Annotated in this window: 14 protein-coding genes and 5 tRNA genes; 12 read left to right on the top strand and 7 right to left on the bottom strand. The window is 36.0% G+C overall.

Translation table 11 applies throughout. The features are described from left to right. Complete coding sequence (locus tag ACM66U_RS10970; protein WP_418640758.1) at nt 1-1,461, top strand: sulfurtransferase; 1,461 nt, start codon at nt 1-3, stop codon at nt 1,459-1,461. Between the two features lie 70 nt (nt 1,462-1,531). Here ACM66U_RS10970 and ACM66U_RS10965 read toward each other — a convergent pair whose 3' ends face one another. The 7 genes from ACM66U_RS10965 to ACM66U_RS10935 form a co-directional block, all read right to left on the bottom strand. Next, the gene (locus tag ACM66U_RS10965; protein WP_418640757.1) at nt 1,532-2,077 is read right to left on the bottom strand and encodes a hypothetical protein; all 546 of its coding nucleotides are present in this window, start codon (nt 2,075-2,077) and stop codon (nt 1,532-1,534) included. Next, nucleotides 2,065-2,478 carry a thioredoxin fold domain-containing protein gene (locus ACM66U_RS10960; RefSeq protein ID WP_151899389.1) on the bottom strand — a complete coding sequence of 138 codons (414 nt, stop codon included), beginning with the start codon at nt 2,476-2,478 and terminating at the stop codon, nt 2,065-2,067. Before ACM66U_RS10960 ends, ACM66U_RS10965 begins: the two co-directional genes overlap by 13 nt. A gap of 59 nt (nt 2,479-2,537) precedes the next feature. Then, a tRNA-Ala gene (locus tag ACM66U_RS10955) sits at nt 2,538-2,613 on the bottom strand. A 43-nt stretch (nt 2,614-2,656) separates the two neighbouring features. Next, nucleotides 2,657-2,745, bottom strand: a tRNA-Ser gene (locus ACM66U_RS10950). 25 nt (nt 2,746-2,770) lie between these two features. Then, nucleotides 2,771-2,844 (bottom strand) — tRNA-Cys (locus tag ACM66U_RS10945). A gap of 19 nt (nt 2,845-2,863) precedes the next feature. Then, nucleotides 2,864-2,950: transfer RNA gene (locus ACM66U_RS10940), tRNA-Leu, on the bottom strand. 35 nt (nt 2,951-2,985) lie between these two features. Further along, nucleotides 2,986-3,060: transfer RNA gene (locus ACM66U_RS10935), tRNA-Gly, on the bottom strand. A gap of 142 nt (nt 3,061-3,202) precedes the next feature. Between ACM66U_RS10935 and ilvD the strand changes: the two genes are divergently transcribed. The 11 genes from ilvD to ACM66U_RS10880 all read left to right on the top strand — a co-directional run bounded on the left by ilvD (nt 3,203) and on the right by ACM66U_RS10880 (nt 15,519). Then, nucleotides 3,203-4,894, top strand: coding sequence for a dihydroxy-acid dehydratase (ilvD, locus tag ACM66U_RS10930; RefSeq protein WP_151899390.1), 1,692 nt, complete (start codon nt 3,203-3,205; stop codon nt 4,892-4,894). A gap of 15 nt (nt 4,895-4,909) precedes the next feature. Then, on the top strand, nt 4,910-6,718 hold the full coding sequence (gene thrS / locus ACM66U_RS10925) for a threonine--tRNA ligase (protein ID WP_151899391.1): 1,809 nt from the start codon (nt 4,910-4,912) through the stop codon (nt 6,716-6,718). Further along, the gene (gene infC, locus ACM66U_RS10920) at nt 6,715-7,233 is read left to right on the top strand and encodes a translation initiation factor IF-3 (RefSeq protein ID WP_188110014.1); all 519 of its coding nucleotides are present in this window, start codon (nt 6,715-6,717) and stop codon (nt 7,231-7,233) included. The genes thrS and infC overlap by 4 nt, the downstream gene beginning before the upstream one ends. Before the next feature lie 128 nt (nt 7,234-7,361). Next, the gene (locus ACM66U_RS10915) at nt 7,362-7,874 is read left to right on the top strand and encodes a YeeE/YedE thiosulfate transporter family protein (protein ID WP_418640756.1); all 513 of its coding nucleotides are present in this window, start codon (nt 7,362-7,364) and stop codon (nt 7,872-7,874) included. Next, complete coding sequence (locus tag ACM66U_RS10910; protein WP_346389756.1) at nt 7,864-8,472, top strand: YeeE/YedE thiosulfate transporter family protein; 609 nt, start codon at nt 7,864-7,866, stop codon at nt 8,470-8,472. The genes ACM66U_RS10915 and ACM66U_RS10910 overlap by 11 nt, the downstream gene beginning before the upstream one ends. A 75-nt stretch (nt 8,473-8,547) precedes the next feature. Then, nucleotides 8,548-8,997, top strand: a complete 450-nt coding sequence (locus ACM66U_RS10905; protein ID WP_346389755.1) for a hypothetical protein — start codon at nt 8,548-8,550, stop codon at nt 8,995-8,997. 67 nt (nt 8,998-9,064) lie between these two features. Then, complete coding sequence (locus ACM66U_RS10900) at nt 9,065-9,673, top strand: Crp/Fnr family transcriptional regulator (protein ID WP_346389754.1); 609 nt, start codon at nt 9,065-9,067, stop codon at nt 9,671-9,673. Then, nucleotides 9,666-10,619: a hypothetical protein gene (locus ACM66U_RS10895; protein WP_346389753.1), complete on the top strand. Its 954-nt coding sequence runs from the start codon at nt 9,666-9,668 to the stop codon at nt 10,617-10,619. Before ACM66U_RS10900 ends, ACM66U_RS10895 begins: the two co-directional genes overlap by 8 nt. 106 nt (nt 10,620-10,725) lie before the next feature. Continuing rightward, nucleotides 10,726-13,329, top strand: coding sequence for a Sec-dependent nitrous-oxide reductase (gene nosZ, locus ACM66U_RS10890; protein WP_346389752.1), 2,604 nt, complete (start codon nt 10,726-10,728; stop codon nt 13,327-13,329). Nucleotides 13,330-13,482: 153 nt separating this feature from the next. Beyond that, entirely contained in the window at nt 13,483-14,274 is a 792-nt protein-coding gene (locus ACM66U_RS10885) for a cytochrome C (RefSeq protein WP_346389751.1), read from the top strand. Nucleotides 14,275-14,283: 9 nt separating this feature from the next. After that, nucleotides 14,284-15,519 (top strand): nitrous oxide reductase family maturation protein NosD, encoded by a 1,236-nt coding sequence (locus tag ACM66U_RS10880; RefSeq protein ID WP_346389750.1) that lies wholly within the window; start codon nt 14,284-14,286, stop codon nt 15,517-15,519.

The following is a 15,519-nucleotide window of genomic DNA, read 5'->3' as shown; positions in this document are numbered from 1 at the left end:
ATGAACAAAACATCACTTATACTGGTTGCAGCAACTTTGGCTGTATCACTTGAAGCAGGTACTTTTTCAAACTTTTTTGACAGAGTTTCTAAAAAAGGGCATTCTATAAAAGTTGTAAGGGGTTTGAACCACGATCAAAGAAGTTATAAAGATAATGAGTACGGTCTTGTAAATGCAGACGTTGCTGCAAAGTGGATTAATGACTGGGAAGCAAATAAACCAGCAGGTGTGAACGGGCGCCTGTTTGTGATGCAGGTAGGACTTTTGCCGGGAAGCAAACCATTTGTGAAGCATGACGATGTGCATGTATTTACTTTTGACAGAACAGCAGGGTGTACTACAACAGGCGATATTCGCAATGACGGAATTTCTGATATTCCTATGCCGATTTTTTCAGGCGGTATGACAGGTATGGACGGTGCTTTTTGGGCATACGATATCAATCCGAATGAAGATATGCTTTTGGTTGTAGTCGCATCAGATGATCCTCAGAATATGGCACTGGCATCACGCTTTTTGTGGACAATGAGTTATTGGGGAATGAAAGAGGATCATGTTTCATTAATGAACGGAACGGCAATGTATATGTTTGATCCTGAGTTAAACCCTCGTATAAAAAGAGCGGGTGTAACGAGCAAAGAGTCAATGTTTACAGAGATGGGGTCTGAGTATTTGATGGCTCCGGGCGGAAAACTTGATTTTGGTGATGCAAAAAGCGGTCGTGCGCCGGCACAGCGCCAGAACTTTGAATCTATAAAAACACTGCCTACCCAACCAAACTTCTCATTGTTTGCCAGTATGGAAGATATAATGAATGTAGTTGATGCAAACCAAAAATCTGATGTTATTATTGATGGCAGAAGTGCGGCTGAATACAATGCTGAAATCGAAGTTAAAAGAAGCAAAACAGAAACAAAAGAGTGTGGTGTAAATCATGATCAGCAGTGCTATTCCGCGTTTGAAGGACATATCAGAGGTGCTGTTAATCTCGAATACCGCAGTGTTATTAACACTCAAGACTTTGTCAAAGATCTTAATGGTGACGGCATAGTCGATGAGCGTGATGCATCGATGACTTTTCTCTCAAAAAGAGAACTTAAAAGAACATTTAGAAAATTAGGCGTAAAGCGTGACAGTGATGTATATACATACTGCAGAACAGGTACCCGTGCATCGCTTGTGACTTTTGCATCGTATGAGATTTTAGGATACAAAACACATATGTATGACGGTTCATGGATTCAGTGGTCAAAACTTGCAGATGCGGTAGATACTTACGCAAAACAAATGCTTCCGGAAGATTCACCATGGAGAACAGATGTTTCACGCTATACAGAAAATATAAAATATAACGATTCTGTTGATGTGGGACCGGCTTCTGCAACACTTTATCCTTATGCGCCTGAAGGTTCAGGAAACCGCATTGTAGAAGAAGATGAAGCCTATCGTTTTGACTTCTAGTTTTAATATGCAATAAGGGAGGGGAGGTCCCTCCTTGTGTCGTTATTTTGCAGTGCGCTTTTTACATCTTTCAGCGTAAAAACTTTGCAACTCTCGGGTTGCGTTTGACTGCTTCCTGTTTTGCTTTTTGTGTCGCATTAATAATATTTTTGATAACAAAGGGATTGAGTTTCACTGCTTCTAATTGCACTTTTTCTGAAGGGTAAGTGATAAATTTAATGATTTGCGGATTATGTCTTATTGCGACTATTTGTGCTTCTTCGTCAAATGATTCAATCAGTTTTGTTAATGCTATGTTAAAGCTGCCGTTTTTCATAATCTTGTTTACTGCAAGAATCTGAATCTCTTTCGTTGGATTTTCAATCTCTTCAATAGCTCTTGGAGAGGTTTCCAGTGCTGCTTTTTGTACCTTATACGAAGGGGCTTTTATAAATTGTATTTTCCACCAGTATTGTGTAACCGCTTTGATTTGTTCTTCTTCACTGAGTGAAGAGTAATACTTTGTTCTTTCTTTTATCTGTTGTGCATAGGAAAGGTTTTTTGGCTGGGCACATCCGGTAAGAAGTACAAATAAAGCAAGTGCACTGAAAGTAAAAAATTTCATTAAAGGTGCCATAAGTAGTTTTCCTCTTCCTGCCAGCCGTCAATCTCATCAATAATCTGTCCACTGGGTGCATCTATAATATAGGTAACCGGTGAAAAAGGTCTGATAAGTTTTTTGGGAATATTTTTATCTGTATCGCGATTTATTATAAGCTTTATATACTTTTTGTTGATATAGTCTCGTATATCTTTTTTTATTAAAATAGTATCTACCAGACGATGACAAAAAGGACATCCGTCACTTACCAGAATTACAAGAAGGTCTTTATTCTCTTTTTTGGCAATGTTAACAGCTTTGTTGTAATCTCTTTCATATCCCATATACTCTGCAAAAAGATTGTAATCATCCCAATAGTTGGCATACAGAGAAATTGACAGTAAGGGCAATAATAATAGTTTCTTATAAAAATTCATGTTTTTATTTTAGCATAAAATGATAAATAAGGAATTTGATGGACAAAACGAATATGTGGTGGTGGAGCATAGCGGGATCGAACCGCTGACCTCTTCGCTGCCAGCGAAGCGCTCTCCCAGCTGAGCTAATGCCCCATATATATTTGTAAGTATCGTAAATGTTTTTTGATTTTATAAATGGTGGACCCTCAGGGATTCGAACCCTGGGAGGTGTTACCCTCGCCGGTTTTCAAGACCGGTGCATTCGACCAACTCTGCCAAAGATCCACATTTGTAGTTATGATTAAAAAACTGGAGGTGCCACCCAGATTTGAACTGGGGATAGCAGCTTTGCAGGCTGCGGCCTTACCACTTGGCGATGGCACCAGTTTCAGTTTTTTCATCATGGTGCCCGGGGCCGGACTTGAACCGGCACAGTATTGCTACCGGGGGATTTTAAGTCCCCTGCGTCTACCAATTTCGCCACCCGGGCATCGGGTGTCTCTGCATTTTATAATTCGTAATAAATGGAGCGGGAAACGAGGTTCGAACTCGCGACCCCAACCTTGGCAAGGTTGTGCTCTACCACTGAGCTATTCCCGCAATTTCAGTTTACAATTTGTAAGTGAGCCGGAATTATAGCTTTTTTTTTTTGCTTTGTAAAGAGTTTTTAGTTAAAAATAGTAAAAAAGTGCTATAATCGCATTCATATTTTAAGATGTAAACTACTATACAGGGATTTTTTATGAGAAGTGATATAATCAAAAAGGGCTTTGATAAGGCGCCTCACCGTTCATTGTTGCGTGCTACCGGTCTAAAAGATGAAGATTTTGACAAACCGTTTATCGGAATTGCAAACTCTTATATTGACATTATTCCAGGACACTTTTTCTTGCATGAATATGGTGAAATAGTAAAAGAGGCCATCCGTGAAGCAGGCGGTGTGCCATTTGTATTTAACACAATCGGTGTTGATGACGGTATTGCCATGGGGCATGACGGTATGCTTTACTCTTTGCCGTCACGTGAAATTATTGCGGATTCTATTGAAACTGTTATGAATGCGCACAAACTTGATGCGATGATTTGTATCCCTAACTGTGACAAAATTGTTCCGGGTATGATTATAGGGGCACTCCGTGTGAATGTTCCTACTATTTTTGTCTCCGGTGGGCCTATGGCTGCGGGACACAAAAAAGACGGTACGCCGATTGACCTTGCAACTGCATTTGAGGCAGTCGGTCAGCATGCCGAGGGTAATATGACGGATGAGGAGCTGTATGAGATAGAGTGTGAAGCTTGTCCTTCCGGCGGAAGCTGTTCGGGTATGTTTACAGCAAACTCTATGAATACTCTCTGTGAGGCGATGGGTATAGCACTTCCTGGTAACGGAACTGTTTTAGCCATGACACCTGAGCGGATTGCAATGGTGAAAAAAGCGGCAAAACGTATTGTCGAGCTTGCAAAAATGGAAAATAACGAAAAATACAATTTTAAAAATATTTTGAATGAAAAAGCGGTGCATAATGCATTTACCGTAGATATGGCTATGGGCGGAAGTTCAAATACTGTACTGCATATGCTTGCCATTGCAAAAGAGGCAGATGTTGATTTTAAAATAGAAAATATTAATGCAATTGCAGAAAAAGTTGCACACATTGCAAAGATTTCTCCGTCATTAACAACTGTTCACATGAAAGATATAGATGATGCGGGCGGCGTCAATGCGGTAATGAAAGAGGTTTCCAACAGAGGCAATGATGTCTTGCAGCTTGATGCACTGACTGTTACCGGTGAAACTATCGGCGAGAGAATTAAAGATGCCGAGATAAAAGATACAAACATTATTCATACAAATGAAAATGCCTACTCTCCTGTTGGCGGGCTCTCGATTTTATTTGGAAATCTTGCGACTGAGGGTGCGGTTATTAAAGCAGCCGGCATTGTAGACTCTATGAGACACTTTAAAGGTACGGCTATCTGTTTTAATTCACAGCAAGAAGCAATAGACGGAATTATGGCGCACAAAGTCAAACCCGGCAATATTGTAGTGATTCGCTATGAGGGTCCAAAAGGCGGTCCCGGTATGCAGGAGATGCTTGCACCGACGGCACTTATTCAGGGTATGGGGCTTGGCGAGAGTGTTGCGCTTATTACTGACGGGCGTTTTTCTGGCGCTACCAAAGGGGCTTCCATCGGGCATGTTTCTCCTGAAGCTGCCGAGGGCGGACTGATCGCATTGATAGAAGACGGTGATGAGATAGAACTTGATGTGGACAAACACATCTTACAGTTAAATGTAGACGGCGAAGAACTTGCAAGAAGAAAAGACCATTATGTTCCTTATAAAAATGAAGTAAAATCAAAATGGCTGAAACGTTATCAGTTGCTCGTCTCTAACGCATCAAACGGTGCTGTATTAAAAACAGAATTATAAGAAGGAAAATATATTTTGAATGAAATTGCTATAAAAAGAGACGGTGAAATTATAGATACACAGACAGCAAAAGAGCTGGGCTTTGAGGGTGAGCAGATTCACCTTGACAACTCTCCTGAGTCTTTGGAAGTTCTGCGTCACTCAACGGCACACCTTATGGCTCAGGCTATTAAGTCACTTTATCCTGATGCTGAATTTTATGTGGGACCGGTTGTCAAAGAGGGCTTTTATTATGACTTTAAAACTTCTGCTGAAATCGGCGAGGCTGATTTAAAGAAAATCGAGAAGCAGATGCTCTCTTTTGCAAAGAAAAAGTACCCGATAGAAAAGTATGAAATTACAAAAGAAGAAGCGATAGAGAAGTTTAAAAACGACCATTTAAAGCTTGAAGTCATGAAAAGAATTCCGAGTGATACAGTCAGTATTTACAAGCAGGGTGAGTTTGAAGACCTTTGCCGCGGACCGCACCTGCCAAATATCGGTCTTATCCGATACTTTAAACTGACAAAAATCTCCGGTGCCTATCTCGGCGGTGATTCCAAAAACGAAATGCTTACACGTATATACGGTATAGCATTTGCAACAAAAGAAGCGCTTAAAGAGCATATGACAATGCTGGCCGAAGCTGAAAAACGGGACCACCGCAAACTCGGCAACGAGATGAAACTGTTTACCTTTCGTGAAGAAGTCGGTGCCGGTTTTCCTATCTGGCTGCCTGCCGGTGGACGCCTGCGTGCAAGACTGGAGTCTTTACTTTTTAAAGCACACAGAAAACGCGGATACGAGCCTGTACGCGGTCCTGAAATGCTCCGTTCTGATTTATGGAAAACATCAGGGCATTATCAAAACTACGGTGAAAACATGTACTTTACCCATATAGATGAGCTTGAATTTGGGGTAAAACCGATGAACTGTGTCGGGCATATCAAAGTATATGAGGATGAACTGCACTCTTACCGTGATTTACCGATTAAATACTTTGAATACGGCGTTGTGCATCGTCATGAGGCAAGCGGGGCTTTGCACGGGCTTTTCCGTGTACGTGAATTTACACAGGATGATGCGCACATTTTCTGTCGTGCGGATCAGATTGAAGAACAAATCATTGAAGTAGTTGATTTTGTGGATAAAATTATGTCTACTTTTGAATTTGATTATAAAATGATGATTTCTACAAAACCTGAAAAAGCGGTCGGCAGTGATGAAGTGTGGGAAATTTCTACACAGGCACTAAAAAATGCAATGGATAAAAACGAACTGGCTTATGAAATAGACGAAGGCGGCGGAGCATTTTACGGCCCTAAAATTGACATCAAAATCACCGATGCCATCGGACGTGAGTGGCAGTGTGGGACAATTCAGCTTGATTTTAATCTTCCTGAGCGGTTTAAACTTGAATATAACGGCGAAGAGAATGATAAAATTCAGCCGGTAATGATTCACCGTGCCATTTTAGGCTCATTTGAACGCTTTATAGGGATTTTGACAGAGCATTATGCCGGAGAGTTTCCGATGTTTATCGCCCCTACACAGGTAGCAATTGTTCCTGTTGCAGAAACACATAAAGAATATGCTAAGCTTTTATCAGATAAACTTATCGATATTAATGCCGATAGTGAAATCTATGCGAAAAATGATTCTTTAAACAAAAGAATCAGAACTGCAGAAAAAACCCGCGTTCCTATGATAGTTGTCATCGGGGATGAAGAGATTAAAAACAAAACTGTAGCCATTCGCGACAGACGAACTAGAGAGCAGTACAACTTAAGTGAAGAGGAATTCTTGAAACTTATACAAACTAAAATAAATGAGGTAAATTTTTGAGTAAAAACAAAGACCGCGTCATCATGAATGATGACATCCGTGTTCCAGAGGTGAGATGTAATGTAGATGGAGGTGAGTCTTTAGGCGTCATCTCTACTGATGAAGCTATGACGAAAGCAAATGAATTGGGCTTAGACCTTGTGCTGATTGCTCCAAATGCCAAGCCGCCTGTTGCGAAAATTATGGATTATGGCAAGTTTAGATACCAAGAAGAGAAAAAGCTTAAAGAGCAGCGAAAAAATCAGGTAAAAATTGTTGTCAAAGAGATTAAACTTTCGGTGAAAATTGCAGAAAATGACATTGCCTACAAGGTCAAGCATGCAAGAGAGTTCCTTGAAAAAGGCTATCATGTAAAATTCAGAGTCTTTTTGCGTGGTCGTGAAATGGCACATCCTGAAGCTGCAAAAGAGGTACTTATGCAGGTATGGCCTATGGTTGAAGACATCGCCGTAATGGAAAAACCGCCAAAATTTGAAGGACGTTATTACAATATGTATGTCGTTCCGAAGAAGTAACTTTTTTTCAATTTTCTTCTATAATAAAGCCTAAAGGCTTTATTATTTTCTTCTCTTATCAGTAAGATAACAATCAATTAACAAAAATAGTATTATAATTACATGTAATTTATTATATAAGGATTATTATGATTAGACGTATGCCGTGGTGGTTAGCCGGAATTTTAATGGCGTTATTGGTACTGTTTACATTTTCAGTTTTTGGCGCAAGCAGACCTTTTGGCGCATCAACCTATGTGCCTTATTTCGCAGGGATACTTTTTGATTTAAGTCCCGAAAAATACCCTTATCTAAAAGAGGTACATTTTGCCGGTGCCTGGGAAGGGGTAATGCTTTTGGGTGCTCTGACAGGCGGTTTTTTGACCTCTGTCTTTGTCACAAAAACTTTTCGTTTGAGTATTATGCCCACAGGCTGGAAAAAATATAAAAACTCTTCAGTCATATCACGGCTTGTTTGGAGTTTTGTCAGCGGTTTTTTTCTTATAATAGGTGCGCGCCTGGCAGGCGGATGTACCAGCGGACATTTTTTAAGCGGGATGGCACAGACAGCTATAAGCAGTATGATTTTTGGCGGAGTAGTTCTTTTAAGTCTGATTATTACAGGAAAAATATTTTATAAAAGTGAGGCAAATGATGTTTGATAGAATCTTAAACATGTTTACGACTGTCTCAAATGAATCCCACGGATCAGTATTTGTCGTTTTTATGATAGGGCTTGTGTTTGGTGTACTGATTCAGTACAGCAGGGTGGACAAGTTTGAAAAAATTGCCGGTTTTGCAATGCTTAGAGATACGGTTGTGCCTAAAATGCTCTTTTTGGCAATTGGACTTGCTTCAATAGGACTTTATTTTATGGTGGAAGCAGGATATGCCTCGTATCATCCCAAGCCGATTATTTTAGGAGGACTAATTATAGGTGGTGCAATTTTTGGTATTTCTATGGCAATACTTGGGAAATGCCCGGGAACAGGTCCTGTTTCTATTGCTGAGGGACGTATAGATGTTCTTGTTGGCGCTATCGGTGGTATATTCGGTGGTCTTGTTTTTACACTTTATTATGATTTTTTCAAAAAAATCATGGGGGAGAGCTTAGGTAAAACAACATTAGTTTCTTATTTTCACGGGCATGAAAATTTAGTTGTGCTTATTTTTGGAATTATTTTAATTGCAGTAAGTATTATTATTCCACTTCGTCAAGAATTTGATGAAATAGATTTAAGTCAACTTGAAGAGAAATAGGACGAATTGACAAATATCATGTTTTAAAAAAGTATTGTTGTGTATAATGTTTTCTAAAAAAAAGAGAGAATATTAATGAAATATATACTAAAACTGCTTGGAGTGCTGGGAATTTTATCTCAATTCGTATTTGCGCAAACTCCACAAATACGTACGCAGGAGTTTCCTCAAAAAGAATTAAAAAAACAAAATATTCGAATTGCCACTCTTGCAGCACAGGAGATGTCAAAAACACTGCCTCAAAAAGTTGATAAATACACCAGTATCATAAATATAGAAAATGATGGAACTACTTTAATATATACTTTTGAAATCAATACCGGTACAAAAAGTGATGAAAGTGTACAAAAAGAAGACCACAGTAGAATGCAAAAAGCTATAACACAAGGTGTTTGTAAATCTTCAAAAAGATTTTTACTTGCCGGTATTGATACAACATATGTATATATCAGTGCTAAAACAAAAAAAATATTATTTAAATTTAAAATTACAAAAGACAAATGTGCTAATTTAGTAAGTCAATAGGCTCGTTATGTCTTTAAAAGATATAATAAAGTCTCAAACTTTTTTTTCCTCTTTAAATGAGGAGGAATTGGAAAAATTAGTATCTATATCTTTATTGCATCGTTATCAAAAAGATTATGTTCTTCATTATGAAAATGGCAATAGCAGTGAATTGCTTTTTTTGATAGACGGCTTGGCAAAAGCTTATAAAATAGACAAACATGACAATGAAACTTTTCTCTATTATATATATGCCGATTCTATGATTTCGGAAGTTTTAGAAATTGATTCTGAGAAATTGAGTTCTTTTTCAAATATACAACTTATAGATGACTCGCATGTTCTGAGTATAAACTATAAAAAATTCAAAGAATATTTTCTGGATAATGATATATTGTGCAAAGATTTCATGAAAGAAATCATAAAAAGGTCACTGCAATTACAATCTTTAGTCAATAGAGAGTTTATATTTGATGCAGTTTCAAAAGTCAGCATGATGTTGCATGATGATTTGAAAATGTTTAACAAACTAAAACGTCACGATATCTCTTTAATGCTTCATATTCAGCCGGCAACGCTTTCTCGTGTTCTCAGTAGATTAAAACGAAATAATATTATTGATATAATACACGGAAAAGTCGACGTAGTTGATGCAATGGCTTTACAAGAAATTTACAAGGATAAAACAAATGACTAAAATAAAATTTTTAGGTGCATTGATTTTCATATTATCATTAATCTTAGCCTTGTATTCTAAACATATTTCTACTCAAAATGAAGCAAATTTAAAACTTTTAAAAACGATTAACGAACAGAAAGCTTTTACCCAGGAAATTGCTAAAAATATATTTTTTATTTATAAAAATAAAGATGTTTCCATAAAACAGCTTGATGAGTCTGTAAAATCTTTTGTGCATAATATGAACAATAAAGATGAAATTTTGGATGGAATATTTTCTCAAGATATAAAAAAAGAGTCAGAGAAAATAATTTATTTATGGAATGATTTCTATTTACTTGTGCAAAAATTCAGAGATGCATATAGAGTTCGAAACGGCTATACAAACTTGGTTATAGAAAAACTCGTAAGAGATATATATGATACAAATTTAAAGCTTGTTGTAGAGTTTGATAAGCTTATTACTATGCATAAAAAATATTTTGATGCAGTAAAAAGTAAAAATAAAACTATACAAATTGCTCTTTTCATTATTTTATTACTCTTGCTTATTTATTTTTTTACTCAATTAAAATATTTAATTGGATTTATTCAAAAATTTTTAAATACTTCTAAAAAAATAGTACAAAAATCAACGGTAATAGGTATTAAACCAATGCATGAAAATACAAATATAGTTGATGTTACACAGGCAGTAGATGATTTTAATTTTCTTGTTCAAAAAATAGATAAATCTATTGACTATTCGAGTGAGTCTATAGTAAATGCTTCAAACTCTTTAGAGTATATAGAGAAAAATATTGAAGATTTACTTGAACTTATGGAAACAATGGATGAAGAAAACAAACTTGATAAAGAGTTAGTAAAAAAAGAAGATATTCTCATAGAAGCTTTAGAAGAACTGAGCTCATCACTTCAAAAACTCCAATCTCTTAAAATTAATGTATTAAACTTTAAAAAATAAAATTAATTAAATAATTTGACTTGGGTCAAATTATTCGTCTTCAATATATATTATTATTCTTCTATCATTTGGGATTATGCCCAAAATGAAAATGAAGGAGAATAAAATGGCTACACATATTAGTAAGCTGACTTCACTTCTTTTAGGTACTTCATTAGCTGCGACAATGGCGTCTGCAAGCGGTGGAGAACTACAAAAAGTGATGAAAGCAAGGGGACTAACGGAAAACGATATTATTCATGCTGCAAAAACTTATACACCAAGTGGCGGTAGAGATGAATTTATGATATTTAGTTCCGGTGGACAGTCTGGACAAATGATGGTCTATGGTGTTCCAAGTATGAAAATATTAAAATATATCGGTGTTTTTACTCCGGAACCATGGCAGGGGTATGGTTATGATGAAGAGAGTAAAAAGGTTTTACGTCAGGGAAATATTCGCGGTCGCGAAATTAACTGGGGAGATACGCACCACCCGGGACTCTCAGAGACAAATGGTGTATATGACGGAAAATGGTTAGCGATTAATGACAAGGCTAATCCACGTATTGCTATTCTTGATTTAAATGATTTTGAAACAAAGCAAATTGTTGTGAATCCTGTTTTTAAATCAGATCATGGTGGAGCTTTCTTTACGCCAAATTCTGAGTATATCTTGGAAGCTTCACAATATGCAGCTCCATTTGATAATAACTATCACCCGATTGAAGAGTATAAAGAGACATACCGTGGAGGTATTACTTTTTGGAAATTCAATGATAAAATCGGTCGTATCAATGAGAAAAAATCATTTGTTTTAGAATTACCTCCATATATGCAAGATTTAAGTGATGCCGGCAAAGGTGCTTCTTATGGTTGGGGATTTACAAACTCATTTAACTCTGAAATGTATACAGGTGGTATAGAAGTCGGTATGCCTCCATTTGAAGCAGGTTGTTCAAGAAATGACACTGACTTCTTACATGTATATAACTGGAAAAAATTAGAACAACTTGTAAAAAATAAGAAAAATTACAAAGTAATCAATGGTATTCGTGTTATTCCGATGAGTGTTGCTGTTGCCAATAATGCACTTTTTTTGATTCCGGAGCCGAAATCACCGCATGGTGTTGATGTTTCTCCTGATGGTGAGTATATTGTTGTTTGTGGGAAACTTGATACGCATGCTTCCGTGTATAAATGGAGTAAGATTCAAAAGTTGATTAAAGATCATAAATATGCAGGTAAAGATCCTTACGGGATTCCTATCTTAAGCATGAAAGATTCTTTACATGGTCAAGTTGAACTAGGTCTTGGACCACTGCACAATCAGTATGGCAAAAACTGGAAAGATGGTGAGATTTACACTTCATTATATGTTGATTCACAAATCGTAAAATGGGATTATAAACATTTGAAAGTGTTAGATAAAGTAAATGTTCACTATAATGTAGGTCACTTATGTGGTATGGAAGGAAAATCTGCCGACCCTCAAGGAAAATATATTATCTCTTTGAATAAACTTGCTATTGACAGATTTGATCCGGTTGGTCCTTTACATCCACAAAATCACCAGTTGATTGATATTAGTGGTAAAAAAATGGATTTATTGTATGATATGCCGATTCCTTTAGGTGAACCTCACCAAGCGGTTGCTATTCGTATGAGTAAACTACACCCTGAAGTACGTTATAAAATGGGTACAAACTCACGAACCGGTAAAATCTCTAAAGGGAAAACTTTAGCAGGACAAGAAAGAGTAGTAAGAAAAGGTCATAATGTAACGGTATATGCAACATTGGTAAGATCTCACATTAATCCTGAAAGAGTTACTGTGAATAAAGGGGATACTGTAACATTCTATTTAACAAATCTAGAGCGTGCAGAAGATGAAACTCATGGATTTACTGTAGACAACTATGATGTACATGCTTCATTAGAGCCGGGTAAAACTGCATCTGTTAAATTTAAAGCTGATTTAGAAGGTGTATTTCCTTATTACTGTACAGAGTTCTGTTCGGCACTTCACTTAGAAATGATGGGTTATTTAATGGTTAAAGATCCTAACAAAAAATATGTGAGTGCACAAAAACTTAAAATGAAAACAATGTCTAAAGCGGAATTAAAAGCTGAATATGACAAAACTGTTGCCGTAAATGCTGCGACAGATGCAGTTATTCAATCAGTTGTTAAATTCTTAAAAGCAAATCATTACGAAAAATATCCTACGGTAAAAGCACTTGTTGAAGATGCGCTTGATCAGTATGGAAAAATTCCAGCACAGAAAAAACTTTCTGACAAAGCTGTAAAAGCCGGTGATTTGGAAAAAGCTGTTCTTTTTGAAAACATGATTTGGCAATATATGGTTAAAACTGCAGATGTTGGAATTAGAGCGAAAAATTTACTTGTGAAAAAAGTTGCAACAAAACAGTCTCCTGCAGCAGCAGCCGGTGAGAGAGCATTCGGTGAAGGTGGATGTGGAGGATGTCATGTTATTGGTAAAGTTTCATCAGGACCAGATTTAACAGGTGTTCTTCAAAGACATGAAAATGCAGAGCAATGGGTAAGAGATTTTATTTTAAATCCGTCTCATAAATATAAAGATCCATATGTAGAAGGTATGATTAACTACTTTAACTTGAGAATGCCTAATCAGCATATGACAAAAGAAGAAGTTAATAACATTATTGAATACTTTAAATGGGTAGACGAAAATGCGAATCTATTTTAAAAAATAGATATTAAATTACTTCAAAAAGAGGTCTGGATTTTAGAATCCAGATCTCTTTCCTCTTTCTCCCTTTTTTTACTTGACTTAAGTCAAATTAATAAACTTTATTTGTGGATATAATAATAAACTTTAATTTATAAACAAGGAATTATTATGCACCCAAGTTTAATAAAAGCTAAAATATTTGCATTTATAGCTTTATTGATTTTAACTTTTTCTTTTACTCTTCCAATGATAGCCTTTCATGGAACACTCAACAAAATAGAGGCTGGCAAAATTGATGAAATTTCTCCTTTATCTAAAGAAGTTTGGAACCTTTACAATAAAGGAAAATATAAAAGTGTGGCTACCCCAAAAAGTGCCCATAATAATCTTGATAAAATGATTGAAAGCGAATCGGAAATTGGACCGGCATCATTACCAATTTGGGCGGTATCATTAGAAGCGCCAAATTATCCCAAGAAAGCATTTCCAGAAGGAATACCTGTATATTTTCATTTTGATGGTTATAGCGGAGAGGTCCATGAAATGGATACGATTAACCACTATGTAGGTATGGATCCAATGTGGAGAGGTGGACATTTTGAACGCGCTATCGGTCCGTATGCCTTATTAATACTGTCGTTAGGAATAATTTTATTTATAATCTATGATAAAAAGATTGTTAGCTATATTATGCTTGTTCCGATTTTTTTACCACTTATTTTTATTGCTGATTATTCTTATTGGTTGTATTGGTTTGGACACAATTTACATGATTGGGGCGCTTTTAAAATCAAACCTTTTATGCCGACAGTTTTTGGTGATGGAAAAATTGCTCAATTTACGACGCATTCATATCCTACTATAGGTTTTTATATGTTGCTGCTTGTAAGTTTTTTCTCCTTACTTGCATTTTTTGCAAAACAAAAAGCATTGAAAGAAATACAAGACGAAGGAAAATAAGGGTTTTTAATGATACGAAATTTATTGCTTGGTATTACGACTATCATTATTTCATTAAGCGCAAATACTTTGCAAGATGCAATAGACAATGCACCTGCAGGTTCAATTTTGAAACTGCATGCCGGAATATATAAAGGCAATATTATAATCAATAAACCATTATCAATAATAGGGCAAGAAAAAGGTGTTATTATTGATGGTCAAAACAAAGGTATCGTGATTAAAGTTGAGAGTTCTTATGTAACATTAAAAAATCTTACTATAATAAATAGCGGCAGTAGACATGAAAATTTAGACGGTGCTATTTCAATGATTAAAAGAGGAAAGATGGGAAAGATAAAGCAGTGTGAAGTGAGTAACTGTATTATTAAAAACTGTCTTTTTGGTATAGATTTGCAGATGGTTGATAACTCGATTATTAGTTATAATCAAATTAGTTCTAAAAAACTTCCTCTTGGTTTACGGGGGGATGGTTTACGACTTTGGTATTCTAATAATAATTTAATAAAAAAGAATTCTCTTATTAAATCAAGAGATATGGTTGTTTGGTATTCTCACGGGAATACTATAGAGAAAAATTTTGGAAAATATAATAGATATTCCTTACACTTTATGTATGCAGGTAAAAATTTTATTAAAGATAATGTATACGAGAATAATTCTGTAGGTATATTTTTTATGTATTCACAAGACTCAATTGCGACAGGGAATATCGTAAAAAGTTCTTTGGGTGCTACAGGTATGGGTATAGGGCTCAAAGACGCTTCTAATTTTATTTTAAAAGACAATACTGTCATTTATTGTGCACAAGGTTTTTATATAGACAGGTCACCTTTTGAGCCCGGGACACATAACATTATAGAGGGAAATAAAATTTTATACAATGCAGAGGCCATGCATTTTCACTCTTTAAGTGTGAACAATATTATAAAAGATAACATTATAATGGGAAATATTGAAGATATTGTGAATGACAGTAAAAGAGACAGAATAGAAGAAAATGAAATTGAGGGTAATTATTGGGATAACTATGTAGGATTTGATAATAATGGTGACGGGATAGGAGATACACCGCATAAGGTTTACAGATATGCCGATCAACTTTGGATTTATAACAGTAATGTGAAGTTTTTCTATGGTTCACCGGTAATTTCATTATTAAACTTTTTAGCAAAACTTGCTCCATTTTCAAAACCGCTGTTTTTAATGGAAGATAAAAAACCAAAAATGAAAAAAGCAATTTAA

The organism is Sulfurimonas sp. ST-27, from assembly GCF_048081595.1.
In the GTDB taxonomy this organism is placed as follows: Bacteria; Campylobacterota; Campylobacteria; order Campylobacterales; family Sulfurimonadaceae; genus Sulfurimonas; species Sulfurimonas hydrogeniphila.
The sequence above is the reverse complement of the archived record's forward strand: the minus strand, read 5'-3'. Positions and strand labels throughout refer to the sequence as shown.